The sequence below is a fragment of the Streptomyces sp. NPDC054887 genome (assembly GCF_053610585.1).
Map to the genome: position 1 here is coordinate 64,236 of NZ_JBSGYQ010000038.1, position 16,001 is coordinate 80,236.

Annotated in this window: 15 protein-coding genes and 1 pseudogene; 10 read left to right on the forward strand and 6 right to left on the reverse strand. The window is 69.8% G+C overall.

Translation table 11 applies throughout. The annotated features are described in order from the left end of the window. Positions 1-66: 66 nt before the first annotated feature. The 10 genes from infC (at position 67) to ACWGH0_RS21885 (ending at position 10,994) form a co-directional block, all read left to right on the forward strand. A complete protein-coding gene (infC, locus tag ACWGH0_RS21840; RefSeq protein WP_453405876.1) occupies positions 67-732 on the forward strand; it encodes a translation initiation factor IF-3 in 666 nt (221 codons plus the stop codon). Positions 733-861: 129 nt separating this feature from the next. Beyond that, positions 862-1,056, forward strand: coding sequence for a 50S ribosomal protein L35 (gene rpmI / locus ACWGH0_RS21845; RefSeq protein ID WP_028815428.1), 195 nt, complete (start codon positions 862-864; stop codon positions 1,054-1,056). 104 nt (positions 1,057-1,160) lie between these two features. Further along, positions 1,161-1,547, forward strand: a complete 387-nt coding sequence (gene rplT / locus ACWGH0_RS21850) for a 50S ribosomal protein L20 (RefSeq protein WP_453405860.1) — start codon at positions 1,161-1,163, stop codon at positions 1,545-1,547. A 116-nt stretch (positions 1,548-1,663) separates the two neighbouring features. Beyond that, positions 1,664-2,518, forward strand: coding sequence for a TrmH family RNA methyltransferase (locus tag ACWGH0_RS21855; protein ID WP_453405861.1), 855 nt, complete (start codon positions 1,664-1,666; stop codon positions 2,516-2,518). A 105-nt stretch (positions 2,519-2,623) separates the two neighbouring features. Further along, positions 2,624-3,751 carry an ATP-binding protein gene (locus tag ACWGH0_RS21860; RefSeq protein ID WP_453405862.1) on the forward strand — a complete coding sequence of 376 codons (1,128 nt, stop codon included), beginning with the start codon at positions 2,624-2,626 and terminating at the stop codon, positions 3,749-3,751. 115 nt (positions 3,752-3,866) lie between these two features. Then, positions 3,867-4,994 (forward strand): phenylalanine--tRNA ligase subunit alpha, encoded by a 1,128-nt coding sequence (gene pheS, locus ACWGH0_RS21865; RefSeq protein WP_453405863.1) that lies wholly within the window; start codon positions 3,867-3,869, stop codon positions 4,992-4,994. Next, positions 4,994-7,522, forward strand: coding sequence for a phenylalanine--tRNA ligase subunit beta (pheT, locus tag ACWGH0_RS21870; RefSeq protein WP_453405864.1), 2,529 nt, complete (start codon positions 4,994-4,996; stop codon positions 7,520-7,522). Before pheS ends, pheT begins: the two co-directional genes overlap by 1 nt. A 187-nt stretch (positions 7,523-7,709) precedes the next feature. Next, positions 7,710-8,798: a PP2C family protein-serine/threonine phosphatase gene (locus ACWGH0_RS21875; RefSeq protein WP_453405865.1), complete on the forward strand. Its 1,089-nt coding sequence runs from the start codon at positions 7,710-7,712 to the stop codon at positions 8,796-8,798. 273 nt (positions 8,799-9,071) lie between these two features. After that, complete coding sequence (locus ACWGH0_RS21880) at positions 9,072-10,412, forward strand: tetratricopeptide repeat protein (RefSeq protein WP_453405866.1); 1,341 nt, start codon at positions 9,072-9,074, stop codon at positions 10,410-10,412. Positions 10,413-10,463: 51 nt separating this feature from the next. After that, positions 10,464-10,994, forward strand: coding sequence for an NUDIX hydrolase (locus ACWGH0_RS21885; RefSeq protein WP_453405867.1), 531 nt, complete (start codon positions 10,464-10,466; stop codon positions 10,992-10,994). Positions 10,995-11,029: 35 nt separating this feature from the next. Here the strand turns inward: ACWGH0_RS21885 and ACWGH0_RS21890 are convergent, their stop codons facing one another. From ACWGH0_RS21890 to ACWGH0_RS21915, 6 genes and pseudogenes are all read right to left on the reverse strand, one after another. Further along, positions 11,030-11,287, reverse strand: a complete 258-nt coding sequence (locus ACWGH0_RS21890) for a hypothetical protein (RefSeq protein WP_453405868.1) — start codon at positions 11,285-11,287, stop codon at positions 11,030-11,032. Positions 11,288-11,424: 137 nt separating this feature from the next. Further along, positions 11,425-11,637 (reverse strand): 3-hydroxyacyl-CoA dehydrogenase family protein, encoded by a 213-nt coding sequence (locus ACWGH0_RS21895; protein WP_453405869.1) that lies wholly within the window; start codon positions 11,635-11,637, stop codon positions 11,425-11,427. After that, positions 11,637-12,908 carry a tyrosine-type recombinase/integrase gene (locus ACWGH0_RS21900; RefSeq protein ID WP_453405870.1) on the reverse strand — a complete coding sequence of 424 codons (1,272 nt, stop codon included), beginning with the start codon at positions 12,906-12,908 and terminating at the stop codon, positions 11,637-11,639. The genes ACWGH0_RS21895 and ACWGH0_RS21900 overlap by 1 nt, the downstream gene beginning before the upstream one ends. 139 nt (positions 12,909-13,047) lie before the next feature. Then, positions 13,048-13,308, reverse strand: a complete 261-nt coding sequence (locus tag ACWGH0_RS21905; protein ID WP_453405871.1) for a helix-turn-helix transcriptional regulator — start codon at positions 13,306-13,308, stop codon at positions 13,048-13,050. A 283-nt stretch (positions 13,309-13,591) separates the two neighbouring features. Continuing rightward, positions 13,592-13,819: pseudogene (locus tag ACWGH0_RS21910) on the reverse strand (haloacid dehalogenase); the annotation flags it as partial. Between the two features lie 149 nt (positions 13,820-13,968). Next, positions 13,969-15,897 (reverse strand): hypothetical protein, encoded by a 1,929-nt coding sequence (locus tag ACWGH0_RS21915; protein ID WP_453405872.1) that lies wholly within the window; start codon positions 15,895-15,897, stop codon positions 13,969-13,971. Positions 15,898-16,001 lie beyond the last annotated feature (104 nt).

The following is a 16,001-nucleotide window of genomic DNA, read 5'->3' on the forward strand; positions in this document are numbered from 1 at the left end:
GTCTCACGAAACAGACGTTGCGCGGCTGTCTGCCAGACAGTCGTGTGGTGCTACTGAGGAGGATCCATCAGCGCTGAGCCCCGCATTAACGACCGGATTCGCGTTCCCGAGGTGCGACTCGTCGGACCCAGCGGCGAGCAGGTCGGCATTGTGCCTCTTGCGAAGGCCCTGGAGCTTGCGCAGGAGTACGACCTCGACCTGGTCGAGGTCGCGGCGACCGCCCGTCCGCCCGTGTGCAAGCTCATGGACTACGGGAAGTTCAAGTACGAGTCGGCCATGAAGGCCCGTGAGGCGCGCAAGAACCAGGCGCACACGGTCATCAAGGAAATGAAGCTCCGGCCGAAGATCGACCCGCACGACTATGACACCAAGAAGGGTCATGTCGTCAGGTTCCTCAAGCAGGGCGACAAGGTCAAGATCACGATCATGTTCCGTGGTCGTGAGCAGTCCCGCCCCGAGCTCGGCTTCCGACTGCTTCAGCGTCTGGCTTCGGACGTCGAGGACCTTGGCTTCATCGAGTCGAATCCCAAGCAGGACGGCCGGAACATGATCATGGTTCTCGGCCCGCACAAGAAGAAGACCGAGGCCATGGCCGAGGCACGCGAGGCCCAGGCGGCCCGCAAGGCCGAACGCCAGGGCAGCGCGCCCGACGACGCCGAGCAGGCGCAGTCGGCGGACGAGGTCGCCGAGGCTCCGGCCGAGGCACAGTCCGAGACCCCTTCCGAAGCGTGATCCGCGGGGCTGCCATCCAGGTGGCCCCGGGTTCGGCCAGGAAGCCCCAGCCCCCATATCACTGACTGACGCTCCCGCTCTCCGGTACACGCACCGGGGGAGCGCCACTGACGAGGAGAGAACGGCGCTATGCCGAAGAACAAGACGCACAGCGGTGCCAGCAAGCGCTTCAAGGTCACCGGCTCCGGCAAGGTCATGCGCGAGAAGGCAGGCAAGCGCCACCTCCTGGAGCACAAGTCCTCCAAGAAGACCCGCTCGCTGACCGGCGCTGTCGTGGTGTCCCCGGCGGACGCCCCGAAGATCAAGAAGCTTCTCGGCAAGTGACGTCGCGGCTCCGGGTGACCGGAGCCCCTCGTCGGACCGACCGAGACCAATACGTTTCCGGGCCGTGTGAGTTCCACCGCGGCCCCGCTACAAGGAGTTAACAAGTGGCACGCGTCAAGCGGGCAGTCAACGCCCACAAGAAGCGCCGGGCAATCCTCGAGGCGGCCAAGGGCTACCGCGGTCAGCGTTCGCGCCTGTACCGCAAGGCCAAGGAGCAGGTCACCCACTCCCTGGTCTACAACTACAACGACCGCAAGAAGCGCAAGGGCGACTTCCGTCAGCTGTGGATCCAGCGCATCAACGCCGCTGCCCGCCAGAACGGCATGACGTACAACCGCCTCATCCAGGGTCTGAAGGCCGCCAACATCGAGGTGGACCGCAAGATCCTGGCCGAGCTCGCGGTCAACGACAGCAACGCGTTCGCCGCGCTCGTCGAGGTCGCCCAGAAGGCGCTCCCGAGCGACGTCAACGCCCCGAAGACCGCCGCCTGATTCCAGGCAGCACCTCTTCGTCCACCGGACCCGCAGGCGTTCGCCGCCTGCGGGTCCGGTGCGTTGTACCGGACGTGCACGACCCCCTTCGTACGCAGAGAAGTGAGCCGCCGACCATGGGCACCCCCGAGCTGATCTCCCCGCGATCCCCGCGCGTCGCCGCCGCCAAGCGGCTGGCCAGGCGGAACTTCCGCGGCAAGGAGCGCAGGTTCATCGCCGAGGGGCCGCAGGCCGTGCGCGAGGCGGTCGGCCACCGCAGCGACGGCGAACCGACGCTGGTCGAGCTCTTCGCCACCGCCGAGGCCGCAGAGCGGTACGCCGACATCGTCGCCGCCGCCCGCGCCGCCGGGGCCCGCGTGCACCTGGCGCCCGACGAGGTGCTCGCCGAGGTCTCCCAGACCGTGACCCCGCAGGGCATCCTCGGTGTCTGCCGCTTCCTCGACTCGCCCTTCGAGGAGATCCTCGCGGCCGGCCCCCGGCTCGTCGCCGTCCTCGCGCACGTCCGCGACCCCGGGAACGCCGGCACCGTCCTGCGCTGCGCGGACGCCGCCGGGGCCGACGCCGTCGTCCTCACCGACGCCTCCGTCGACCTCTACAACCCGAAGTCGGTCCGCGCCTCGGCCGGCTCCCTCTTCCACCTGCCGGTCGCCGTCGGCGTCCCCGTCGAGCAGGCCGTCAGCGGGCTCAAGAGCGCCGGCGTACGCATCTTGGCGGCCGACGGCGCGGGTGACGAGGACCTCGACGACGAACTGGACGCGGGCACCATGGGCGGCCCCTCCGCCTGGGTCTTCGGCAACGAGGCGTGGGGCCTGCCCGAGGAGACCAGGGCGCTCGCCGACGCGGTGGTGCGGGTCCCGATCCACGGCAGGGCCGAGAGCCTCAACCTCGCCACCGCCGCCGCCGTGTGCCTCTACGCCTCCGCTCGTGCGCAGCGCGCTTCCGGAGGGTGCCGCAGCGTCACCTCCAGCTAGTAGGGTGGCGGGCTCGGGGGCCCTCCCCCAAGCTCTCGGCTTCGTTTGAGCAGGTTCGAGCAGGGAGGCACCCCCACCGCCGTTCGGAAGAGGTGGAATACGGGGATGGCTGTCGGCACGAGCGGTCCGTCGCGGGCGAACGAGGCTTTACCGCACCGGTACGCGCTGGACGGACACGGGATCGATCCCGACGACCTCCCCGACGGCCTCGCCGTCGCGGACGAGAACGGCCGCGTCGTCTGCTTCAACGCCGCCGCGGCCCGGATCACCGCCATCCCCAGGGACGCCGCCATCGGCAGGCCCCTGGAGACCGCGCTGCCCCTCGAAGACCTGGAGGGCCGGCGCTGGTGGAGCCTGACCGATCCGTACGGCGGACTCGCCATCCGCGTCGGGCAGCCGGAACGCAACCTGCTGCTGCCCGGCGGCCGTGAGGTGCTCGTCTCCGCGCGGTACGTGCGCCACGAGCCGACCGGGCCCGTGCGGCGGGTCGTCGTGTCCCTGCGCGGCACGGAGGCCAGGCGGCGCACCGAACGCAGCCACGCCGAGCTGATAGCCACCGTCGCCCACGAGCTGCGGTCCCCGCTGACCTCGGTCAAGGGGTTCACGGCGACGCTGCTCGCCAAGTGGGAGCGCTTCACGGACGACCAGAAGAAGCTGATGCTGGAGACCGTCGACGCGGACGCGAGCCGGATCACCCGGCTGATCGCCGAACTGCTCGACATCTCGCGCATCGACTCCGGGCGGCTGGAGGTGCGACGGCAGCCCGTGGACCTTCCCACGGCCGTCGGCCGGCACGTCCAGGCGCACATCTCGAACGGCCAGCCCGCGGACCGCTTCCTGGTCCGCGTCCAGCAGCCGCTGCCCGACTGCTGGGCGGACCCGGACAAGATCGACCAGGTACTGGGCAACCTGCTCGAAAATGCGGTGCGCCACGGCGAGGGAACGGTCACCATCGAGGTGGGCGCGACCCCCATGAAGAACGACGACCACACAGCGAAGGGAACAGCCGTCACCGTGAGCGACGAAGGCACCGGCATTCCCGAGGAGTCGATGGGGCGCGTCTTCACCCGGTTCTGGCGGGGGAGCAAGCGCGGTGGCACCGGCCTGGGGCTCTACATCGTCAAAGGCATCGTCGAGGCGCACGGCGGCTCGATCACCGTCGGTCGCGGGCCCGGCGGCGGCGCCGAGTTCCGATTTATCCTGCCCGTCGGCGCCCCGGCCTACCTGGCCTGAGCAGCCCACGGGCTTCTTCACCCCTCACGGCCTTTAGACTCGACCTTTGGCACCTTTGCGTCCTCAGTCGTCGAGCGGGGGCCACGCCACCAGCCAATCGGAAGTACGGGAAGAGATGTCCGCACCCAATAAGTCGTACGACCCTGTTGAGGTCGAGGCGCTGAAACCGGAAGAGATCGAGCGCATGCGGGACGAGGCGCTCGCCGCCTTCGACGCCGCGGCGGATCTCGACGCGCTCACCCACGCGAAGACCGCGCACACCGGCCCCACCTCGCCGCTCTCGCTCGCCAACCGTGAGATCGGCGCGCTGCCGCCGGCCGCCAAGGCCGAGGCCGGCAAGCGCGTGGGCATGGCCCGCGGAGCCGTGAACAAGGCACTCGCCGCCCGCCTCGCCACTCTGGAGGCGGAGCGTGACGAGCGCGTGCTGGTCGAGGAGGCGGTGGACGTCACGCTGCCGTACGACCGCGTCCCGGCCGGCGCCCGGCACCCGCTGACCACGCTGATGGAGCGCGTCGCCGACGTCTTCGTCGGCATGGGCTACGAAGTGGCCGAGGGCCCCGAGGTCGAGGCGGAGTGGTTCAACTTCGACGCGCTCAACTTCGTCCCCGACCACCCGGCGCGCCAGATGCAGGACACCTTCTTCGTCCAGGGCGCCGACGGATCGAAGTCCGACGAGTCCGGTGTCGTCCTGCGCACGCACACCTCTCCCGTCCAGGCCCGCGCGCTGCTCGACCGTGAGCCGCCCGTGTACGTCGTGTGCCCCGGCCGCGTGTACCGCACCGACGAGCTCGACGCCACGCACACCCCGGTCTTCCACCAGATCGAGCTGCTCGCCGTCGACGAGGGCCTCACCATGGCCGACCTCAAGGGCACCCTCGACCACATGGTCCAGGCGCTCTTCGGCGAGGGCATGAAGACCCGGCTGCGCCCGAACTACTTCCCGTTCACCGAGCCGTCCGCCGAGATGGACATGGTCTGCTACGTCTGCCGCGGCGAGTCCGTCGGCGACCCGGACCGTCCCTGCCGCACCTGCGGCAGCGAGGGCTGGATCGAGCTGGGCGGCTGCGGCATGGTCAACCCCAAGGTGCTCACCGCCTGCGGCGTCGACCCCGCGAAGTACAGCGGGTTCGCCTTCGGGTTCGGCATCGAGCGGATGCTCATGTTCCGCCACAACGTAGAAGACATGCGAGACATGGTCGAGGGTGACGTCCGGTTCACTCGGCCCTTCGGGATGGAGATCTGATGCGGGTCCCGCTTTCCTGGCTGCGGGAGTACGTCGATCTCCCCGCCACCGAGACCGGCCGTGACGTGCAGGCCAAGCTCGTGTCCGCGGGCCTGGAGGTCGAGACGGTCGAGCAGCTCGGCGCCGGCCTCAAGGGCCCCCTGGTCGTCGGCAAGGTCCTCACCGTCGAGGAGCTGACGGAGTTCAAGAAGCCGATCCGCTTCTGCACCGTCGACGTCGGCACGGCCAACGGCACCGGCGAGCCGCAGGAGATCGTCTGCGGCGCCCGCAACTTCGCCGTCGGCGACAAGGTCGTCGTGGTCCTGCCCGGCGCCGTCCTGCCCGGCGACTTCGCGATCGCCGCCCGCCAGACGTACGGCAAGACCTCGCACGGCATGATCTGCTCCGGCGACGAGCTGGGCATGGGCGACGACGGCAGCAACGGCATCATCGTGCTGCCGCCCGAGTACGAGGTGGGCACCGACGCCATCGAGCTGCTCGAACTCGTCGACGAGGTCCTCGACATCGCCGTCACGCCCGACCGGGGCTACTGCCTGTCGATGCGCGGCGTCGCCCGCGAGGTCGCCACCGCGTACGGCCTGCCGCTGCGCGACCCGGCGCTGCTCGACGTGCCCGCGCCGAACTCGTACGGCTACGCCGTGAAGATCGCCGATCCCCGGGGCTGCGACCGCTTCACCGCGCGCACCGTCGTCGGCCTCGACCCGGAGGCCCGCTCCCCGATCTGGCTGCGGCGCAGGCTGCAGAAGGCCGGGATGCGGCCGATCTCGCTCGCGGTCGACGTCACCAACTACGTGATGCTGGAGCTCGGACAGCCGCTGCACGCGTACGACCGGTCCCGCATCGACGGGCCGATCGGTGTGCGCCGCGCCGAGCAGGGCGAGAAGTTCACGACGCTCGACGGCACCAAGCGCGTCCTCGACGCCGAGGACCTGGTGATCACCGACAACCGCGGTCCCATCGGGCTCGCGGGTGTCATGGGCGGCGCCAACACCGAGATCGCGGACTCCGTGACCGACCCGGAGACGGGCGTGGTCAGGGGCACCACCGAGGTCGTCGTCGAGGCGGCGCACTTCGACGCGCTCTCCATCGCCCGCACCGCCCGCCGGCACAAGCTCGCGTCGGAGGCGTCCAAGCGCTTCGAGCGCGGCACCGACCCGCAGGCGGCCTCCGCTGCGGCCCAGCGGACCGTCGACCTGCTGGTGCTGCTCGCGGGCGGCACCGCCGAGGCGGGCGTCACCGAGGTCGTCGCGCCCTCCGGGCCCCGCACGGTCACCATGCCCGCGAACCACCCCGACCGGGTGGCGGGCGTCGACTACGGCCGGGAGACCGTCGTACGCCGCCTCCAGGAGGTCGGCTGCGACGTGTACGGGCAGGACGAGCTGGTCGTCACCGTGCCGTCCTGGCGCCCCGACCTGGCCTACCCGAACGACCTGGCCGAAGAGGTCATCCGCCTGGAGGGCTACGAGAACCTCCCGTCGACCCTGCCGACGCCGCCGTCCGGACGCGGGCTCACCGACCGCCAGCGGCTGCACCGCCGCATCGGGCGCGCGCTGGCCGGCGCCGGGTACGTCGAGGCGCTCAACTACCCGTTCATCGGCGACGCGGTGCTCGACCAGCTGGGCCTGGAGACCGACGACGCGCGCCGCCGCACGGTCAAGCTGGTCAACCCGCTCTCCGACGAGGAGCCGGCGCTGCGCACCACGCTGCTGCCCGGCCTCCTCGGGGCGCTGCGCCGCAACGACGGCCGCGGCTCGCACGACCTGGCGCTCTTCGAGACCGGCCTGGTCTTCAGGCCGACCGGCGAGGAGCACAAGGCCGCGCGGCTGCCCGTCGACCGGCGTCCGACCGACGAGGAGATCGCCGGCCTCAACGCCACGCTGCCGCGCCAGCCGCGCCGCGCCGCCGTCGTCCTCGCGGGCGCCCGCGAGCAGACCGGCTGGTGGGGCAAGGGCCGTCCCGGCACCTGGGCGGACGCCGTCGAGGCGGCCCGTACGCTCGCCCGCGAGGCCGGCGCCGAGCTGACCGTCCGGGGCGACCGGCACGCGCCGTGGCACCCCGGCCGCTGCGCCGCGCTGTACGTCACGGTGAACGGCGAGGAGATCCTGGCGGGGCACGCGGGCGAGCTGCACCCGCGCGTCATCAAGGCACTCCACCTGCCGGAGCGCACCTGCGCCATGGAGATCGAGGTCGACGTACTGGAGCGGGCGGGCACCGGCGCCCTGCGGGCTCCGCGCATCTCCACCTTCCCGGTGGCGACCCAGGACGTGGCGCTCGTCGTCTCCGCCGACGTCGCCTCGGCGGACGTCGAGGCGGCGCTGCGCGAGGGCGCCGGCGAACTGCTCGAATCGCTGCGGCTGTTCGACGTGTTCACGGGTGAGCAGCTCGGCGAGGGCAGGAAGTCCCTCGCCTACGCGCTGCGCTTCCGCGCCACCGACCGCACGCTGACGGTCGACGAGGCCACGGCCGCGCGCGACGCCGCCGTGGCGCTCGCGGGCGAGCGCACGGGCGCGGTGCTGCGCGGGGTGTGACACCCGCTGCGAAGGCAGAGCTGTGGGGCGTGTCCGGAGTCGCGGGCACGCCCCTCACTCATTCGGGTGAGAAGTGAGGGTGACCTACCCGGACAGACGGGGGCGGCCGACACAATCGTTGCGACCGACGAGGGCCGGCGTCGTTCAGGCAGCGTGGTACAGGGCCAGGGCCTAGGGGGCCGTCGGGATGATCCGTACAACAACCTGGCGGGGCGTGCGGCGCGCGTGCGCTCCCCTCGCGCGGCGCGCACTGGTCTTCGGGGTTCCCGCAGTCTGGCTCGTCGCCGCGACCTTCTGGGAGCTGGCCTGCCCGTTCGACTCCCACGACGGGATGGCGCCGCGCTTCGTCACCTGTGCGGCCTTCCTGGCGCTGGTCGCCTATCTGCTGACGAGCGTACGGCTCGGGCTCGTACGGGAGTTGCGGCGCACCCGCGAGATCGCGCGCGCCGCGCAGCAGGTGCTGCTGCGGCCGCTGCCGCCCCGGCTGGACGGGCTCGCCCTCGCCGCGGGGCAGCTGTCCGCGAGCCGCGGCGCGACCGTCGGCGGCGACCTGTACGAGGCGGTGGCCACCGTGCACGGGGTCCGTGTGGTCATCGGAGACGTGCGGGGCCACGGGCTGCCCGCGATCGGGGCGGTGGCCGCGCTGCTCGGCAGCTTCCGGGAGGCGGCGCACGACGAGGCCGAACTGGCCGGTCTGATGCGGAAGCTGGAGCGGGCGCTGCGACGGCACCTGCGCGAGAGGTCACGCTCCGAGCACCCGTCGGTGAGCGGGACCGATCCGGACAACCCGCTGGCGGAGGAGTTCGTCACCGTACTGCTGCTGGAGATCCATGAGGACGGCGAGGTGCTGGCGCTCAACTGCGGCCACCCGTGGCCCTACCGGCTGCGCGGCAGCGCGGAACCCGTCGCGGGCGGCGAGGTGCTGCCGCCGCTCGGGCTGTTCCCGCTGCCCGACGGCCTGGCCGCGAGCCGGTGCGCGCGCCTGCTCCCCGGCGAGGCGCTCGTCCTGCACACCGACGGGGCGGAGGACGCGCGGAACGCCGACGGCGCGTTCTTCTGCCTGCGGGGCGCCCTCACCGAGGCGGCGGCCCTGGGGTCGCCCGTCTCACCGGCCGTCGTGGTGCAGCGCGTTCACACCGCCCTGCTGCGGCACACCGGCGGCCGGCTCGCCGACGACGTGGCGCTGCTCGTGCTGCGCAACGACCGCAGCCGCGTGCCGGCGCAGCCCGGGGATCAGGGGCTGCGCCGCTCGCGCGCGGAATCCTCCAATCGGTGACCGGCCGTCGCTCCGGACCCGCTGGTACTGCTCCGTCCGCTCTGCCGTGGAGTGTCGGGCAGACCGGCAGGGCGGACGGAGCGGGATCGGGCCGCCGCACTGTACGAGGGGGGAGCCGGCGGCCCGGCCGCTTCCGTGAAGAGGCGAAACGAAGTCAACCGGACCCGGGGGCGCGGCGGGAGAGCACGCGGGGCCCCAGTGCGGGCATTCGGTTCACACCCCGTGTGAACGCGGCTCCACTACGCTGACCCCACCGAGCCACCGGAGAGGCCCATGCAGCCGAACACCCTGCTCGACGCCCTGCTCGACGAAGCGGGAATCTCCAACGCCGGCCTCGCCGCCCATGTGAACCAGGCGGGGAGCGCGCGAGGTCTGGCGCTGAGATACGAACACACCGCCGTGGCACGCTGGTTGAAGGGCCAGCGCCCGCGCGGCCAGGTGCCCGATCTGATCTGCGAGGTCCTCGCGGCGCGGCTGCACCGGCCGATAACGCTGGACGACATCGGCTTCGGCATGCCCGGCGACGCGGCGATGGCGCACGGCTCCCCGCTGACCGGATTCGTGGAACGGGCGACCGCGCTGTGGCGCTCGGACGAGCAGCAGCGGCCCCACGTACTCGGCGCCCCCGCGGTCACCGGGACGCCGGCGGTGATGCCCGTGTGGGAGTGGGAGAACCCACCCGAGGACGCCGACGTCTCACGCAAGGGCCAGACCCGTGTCAGCGTCGCGGACATACAGATGCTGCGCGCGGCGAGGGCGCACTACGAGCTGATGTACCGCAAGGCCGGCGGCGTCGCGACCCGGGCACGCGTCGTGGGCTTCCTCAACGCCGAGACCGCCCCCCTGCTGCGCGGCAGTTACTCCAACGCCATGGGACGCCACCTGCACCGCGCCACGGGCGGCCTGGTCGCCGTGGCGGGCATCTGCGCGTACGACTCGGACGCCCAGGGGCTCGCCCAGCGGTACTTCCACCAGGCCCTGCGCCTCGCGAAGGCCAGCGGGGACCGGGGGCTCGGCGCGTACATCATCGCGCTGCTGGTCAACCAGTCGCTGTTCATGGCCGAGTACCGGCAGGCGGTGGCCTTCGCGGAGGCGGCGCTGCGGACGGCCGGCACGCAGATCACCCCGGCGCTCGCGGCGGACCTGCACGCGATGCAGGCCAAGGCGTACGCCCATCTCGGCGACAGCAAGAACGCGTTGTCCTGCATCCGGCGTGCGGAGTCCGAGGCCGAGTCCATCCGCCCGGGCAGCGAACCGGACGAGACGGGCTACGTCCAGCCGGGACTGGTGAACGTCCAGGTGGCCGAGGCGCTGCTCAGCCTGGGAGATCTGCCGGCGGCCCGCGAGCACGCCGACGCTGCGGTCGGCACGCCCGCGCACGACCGGGGCCGGGTGCACCGGCTCGCCATGCTCACCCACATCGAGCTGCGTCAGGGCAAGGCCGACCGGGCCGTGGAGATCGCCACGGAGATGGCGCAGCGGGCCCAGGGGATGGAGTCGCAGCGGATGCGCGATCGTCTGCGGGCGGTGCGCGAGCACCTGGTGGGCAGTGGCTGCGCCGGGGCGGAAGAGGCGGCCGAACTGATCGACGGGGCTCTGCGCGTTCCGCTCTGACCGTCCTCCTGCTGCGATATTGCCATCTACTTGTCGGAAGGTGGCAGAACAATGCAGTGGACGAACTTAAGCGAACAGACTGTGTACAAGAACCGTTGGTTCCGCATCAACCTCGCGGACGTCGAACTCCCCGACGGGCGGCACCTCGACCACTTCGTCATACGGCTGCGCCCGGTGGCCGTGGCCACCGTGGTCAACGCGGCCGACGAGGTGCTGATGCTGTGGAGGCACCGCTTCATCACCGACAGCTGGGGCTGGGAGCTCGCCGCCGGAGTCGTCGAGGACGGCGAGGAGATCGAGACCGCCGCCGCCCGCGAGATGGAGGAGGAGACCGGATGGCGGCCCGGGCCGCTGCGCCCGCTCCTCACGGTCGAGCCGTCCAACGGCCTCACCGACGCCCGGCACCACCTCTACTGGGCCGAGGAGGCGACGTACATCGGTCATCCCGAGGACGACTTCGAGTCCTCACGGCGCGAGTGGGTCCCGCTCAAGCTGATCCCCGGCATGGTGGCCAGGGGAGAGGTCCCGGCCGCCAACATGGCGGCCGGGCTGCTGATGCTGCACCACCTGCGCCTCGGCTAGCCGCGGTCGCCCGCGCCCGCCCCGGCGGGATCGGGCTAGCGGCCGAGGGACTGCCAGACGGTCACCGCGAGCGCGCCGGCCGCGGTGAGGGCGGAGACGGTGGGCAGGGGCCATCGGGAGTGTTCGAGCGCCGTCACGCGCGCGGCCAGGGCGGCCAGGTCGCCGTCGGCCTGGTCGCCCCGGTGCGCCAGCAGCGCCAGATGGCCGTCGACGCGGGTGAGCCCCACGTCGAGGCTGCGGCGTAACTCGGCGAATTCCTCTACGACCACGGTCTGGTCGGGGTCGATGCTCACGGTCGGCTCCTTCTTCCGACAGGGCGCTCAGGCGGCCCTGTGCATGTGACACCGATCCAACTCGACCGGTGGCCACCGCGGGAGCGTGTGTGCGGGGCATATGCGTGTACGCCCCGCACACTCCGTGCGAATGGCGGTCAGGAGTACGGGTAGAACCCGGATCCCGTCTTGCGTCCCAGCCGGCCCGCGTCCACCATCCGCTGGAGCAGCGGCGGAGCGGCGTACAGCGGCTCCTTGAACTCCGCGTACAACTGGGCGGCGTTGCGCATAGCCCTGTGACCTGCGGTTTCTTCGGCTGTGTGGCGGCTTTGGCGGCGCCAGGGACTTCTCGGGGACTTTCGATCCCGCATCACACGAGCCACGTATCCATCGCGGCCAGTCCGCGCTTGCCCGCACCCGGCATGAAGTGAGCGTAGTAGTCGAGCGTGACCTTCGGGGAGGAGTGTCCCAGCCAGGTCGCCACGCTCACGATGGACTCGCCGGCCTCCAACTGCACACTCGCGAAGGTGTGGCGCAGGACGTGGAACATGTCCGGCCGTGAGCGCTCGTAGACGGGGTGGAGGCGGACGCGGGAACCGTAACTCTCCGCCTTCTCGCCGACCTGGCGCAGAACCCCTGCGGCTACGAGAGCGGGCTTCCAGCTGCGCTCGTTCCAAGTCCCGGGATTGATCCGAAGCCCGTGGGAGGTGCTCAGCACGAGTCGAACGGTGATCGGCTTGCGCTGACGCTCTTCCAACTCGGTCGCCGGCGTCTCAGGATTACGCCACGGCAGGGTGCACTCGACCGGCGGGAAGAGCTGGAAGTGGAGCCGAACGCGGCGGGCGAGGTTCGGCGGAAGGGGAACATCACGGGTCTTTCGGCCCTTGGGGAGGCAGAAGTACGGCCGCCCTTTCCCGTCCCAGCGGAGTTGGCGCCGTATGTGGACCACCTCCGCCCTGAAGTCGAAGTCCTCTTCCGTGAGGCCGAGCGCCTCGCCTTGGCGAACTCCGAGTGCGAGCCCGAGGTCCACGGCGATCCGGTACCGCTCCTGTAGTCCGTCCCGCACCGCGTCGACCGTGGTTCGAGACCACGCCTTCGCCTTCTTGCCGACCGGCTTGGGCCGCTTGATCGATCGATGGGCAGCGATGGGACTCTTCAGCAGGCGCTTGTCATCAACAGCGGCGTTCAGGATGGTGGTGAGGTGTATCCATATGATCTCGGCGGAAGACTCCTCGACTCGAGAGAGCAAGTCGGCCCTGAACCGGCGAAGGGCCGAGGCGTCGATCTCACGCAGAGGATACGAACCGAGCAGGGGAATCAGGTGGTTCCAGATCCGGCTCCGCATGGGGCCCGCAGTTGACGGCTCATCCGTTCGACTGGGCCACCAGTGGTCGACGATGTAATCGGTGAGCAAGATGGCACCATTCCGCGGGTCGACGAATTCGCCCCTGCTGGAGTCCGTCTGAGCCTCAGCGAGCCAGCGCTTGGCGTCCTCGCTGGTGTCGAAGGACCTGTCCTGGATACCAGGAATGCCCTTGACTCGGTACCGCTTCCCCTTCCCCCAAATGGAAGTACGCTCTCGCTTGCCGGTCGCCTTGTCCGGCCTCTTTTTGAGCCAACGATCCTCGATGTAGCCCGCCATGAGGGCCTCCTACCTGTGCGAATGATGCGTTCCGGGTGCTTGACGGTGTTGGGAACGCTTCTTCGCGACAGGTCATATCCCGCTGTGGCAGTCGGAATTGATGTCGGTTTGGAGTCGATGCTCTGTGCTGCCGTGGACGTCACGATGTGCGACGCAGCGGCTTGCGGTTCAGTGGATTCAAGGCAGGATTCGATCGAGAGTCCGCCCTTTCCTGCCGGTGCACCCACTCGTCAAGCGCGGAGATCCTGTACATCACGCGTCGGCCCATCTGGAAGCTGGGCGGCCCTTGTCGGCGATGGCGCCAAACGTAAAGGGTGTTGGGAGAGATGCCGAGATAGACCGCCGCCTTGGGCAACGTGAGGAATGCCATTTCGGGCATGCAGTTCTTGCTCTCGTCCATGGTGCGCACCTGTCTGTCGAATCGACCGACTGCAAGAGTCCCTGACGAGTCGCGGTTTGGGCGTACCGTGCTTTTGTGGTAAGCGGGGGCCTCATATTTCTAGTTCGATGCGGTTCACATGCTTCGCCCAGGCGTCGAGCAAAGTCCTGCCCAGCATCGTTACGCCTGGGCCCTGGCGAACTCAGCCGTTTTCCGCGCCTTGGATCGCCGCCGGCCGCTCGGCCACGGAGGAGACCGGCGGGTCGTTCCACCCGGGCACCGACGATGTACTCGCTATATCGACGCGCACGGTCTGGTTCCCGGCGATGCCCAGCCACAGCCCGTCCGCGCGCAGGGCGGCGAGGCTGTCGCGGACGTCGGGGTACTCGGGTTGCCCTGCCGCGGCGCGCGTCTCGCGCTCGTCGTTGAGATCGAAGCCGGGCCGGAACTCCTGGAACACCTTCCGGTAGTCCAGCCCGCGCGTGATCACCGCTGTGAACGTGTGTGCCGAGGCATCCCCGGGCGTTCCTATTTGTCGGCTGAAACCTGGCCCGACACGCGGGCCGCCCCCGTGGGAGACGGCCGCCGGAACGAACTGGCGCTCAGGACGACATGCAGCATCGGGCCGTCCTGGAGCCAAGTCCGTTCCCGTGCCTGAGAGGGGAACACCCCGGCCCCGGCCTACCGATGCCTCCAGATCTGTCGGAGTTTCAGGACCTCCCGCGCCCAGTGGGCCGCCAGCTCCTCTTCGGGAATCCGCGGACGGTGGAGGCTGAACCGGACGTGCGGATACAGCCAGTGCTGCGAGATGTCCGCACTCGCCATCAGCGTGGTCAGCAACGGCTCATCCTGTGGCGTGTCCCGGTCGACCGCGACAAGGAGTTCACCCTGGTCATCGGGGTGCAGATGAGGCAGCGGCTCCTTCAGCCGCGCTCGCAGGTCCCCCCAGGTCAGAACTGCACCCCCCGTGCGAGCGGCGTCCATCAGGACCTCGCGGGCCGGAGCGGCCAGCCGCTCGACCGCCGTGAGAGACAATCGTTCTGGCCGCGATGAGGCCTGGCCAGCGGCGGTTTCAGCGGCGGCGCCGGGACGCCGCCTGGCCGTACGGTCCGGCGCGGCTTCACGACGGGCCGTAGTTCTCTCTCTGAGCGATCGCTGCCGCAGGCGCGCTTCCCAACCCACGAGGCGCTTTTCATCCGCTGAGGGTAGGGGTGCGTCCATCTTGTGCCGCAGTTCTCGCACCGTGTCGAGTACGAGCCCGATCTCCGACACCGTCGCCGTGCTACGGGTCATGTCCAATTTCGTGAACAACTGCCTGATCGCCTTCAGCACGGGCACGGTTTCGGGGCGTGACCGGTGTGCGCCGCACCAAGCTTTGACTTCTCGCATGAACGGGGTGAACCGCTCCCGGTCCTCCGGAGCGAGGTGGCGTGCGTACAGCGGGCCAGCGAGTCTGCGCGCGGCTTCGACCGACTCGAGGTCGTCTGCCTCCCGCGCTGCCTCGATCTCGCTGACCAGCCAGATGAAATCGGCGAGTGCCGCAGTCTGATCGCTGCCGTTGTCCTTCAACTTCTCCGCTTTTACCCTCGCAGGGGCAGGTCGGGCCGATTGCTCCGCAGCCGTCTGCGCAGCGTGCAAGCGATGTTCGAGATCGCTGAAGCTGTCTGATAGGTCCTGTGTCAGCGCTTCGGAACACAGCCGGCGAAGGGCGTTCACATGCTCCAGGGCGCTCCGGAGCCGCTCCGCTTCTCTGGGATCGCCGGGGGAGGGCAAGGTCTCGAAGACTGTGCGCATGGATTCGAGCGCTTCCTCGGACTCCCGTGCCTTGATCCAGGTGCGCATCTCGTCGCTCAGGGCTCGTGCCCGCAGTTTCGTCTGCGCGGACGCCTTGCTGCCGGCGAGAGTAATCGCCTCCCGCTCGAAGCGGCGTACAGAGGTGACGTCCCCGGACACCTTGGCTGCGATGAAGGATTCGCTCATTCGTGGCAGGAGTGATGCTGCCTGATCGGTGCTGTGCCCTGCCTCGAGATGTTCGGTCGGAGGAGACTCGGGCCGCTCCGGTGGGTGAGGGGCGGCAGGCGGTGAGGGAGTAGGAGGATGAACAGCTGAAGCGTGAAGCTCGGGGACTTGGCCGACCAAGTCTTCAAGGTTGCGCAGCAACTGCCTGCTGGTCTCGCGCCATCGGCGGAGTGCGTGGGCGTCCTTGCAGGCGTCGGTGTAGTGATGGAGATGAGTCGCCCCCGCTTTGAGGGAAGTGGTGAGGCGTGCGGCCCGATCTCCTTCCCCACGAGCTGCGATTTGGCGCACCTCCTCGATCTTCTCGCGCAGGAGCCGCATCTTCTGGCTCGCGTCTTCCCGATTGGCTTCATTCGGCGGACGCGTGAGCATGGGGGAGCCGGGGGGAGATTCCGCGTTCAGGGGCGAGGTGTTGCGTTGCTCGTAGGAGGTATGGATTCGGCGGATCGCTTCCGTACTCCATCGCTGAAGCTCGGCTTCAGACACAGGGGCATCGATACCGAGGTCCCGTAGAACGGCACCCAGGTAAGGCAACTTTTTCTGTCCCCCGGGTGCCAAGACCAGTACGCTCAAGGGCACCGCGTTCTCGCTCACCGGGTGATCTGTCGGCGACGGCTGAAAAGTGGACCGGTAGCGGCGCTTGAAAGTTGACCCCCTCCACGGGTCTGGCTCGTTGGTCAGACCGGGAGGAGTGGTGA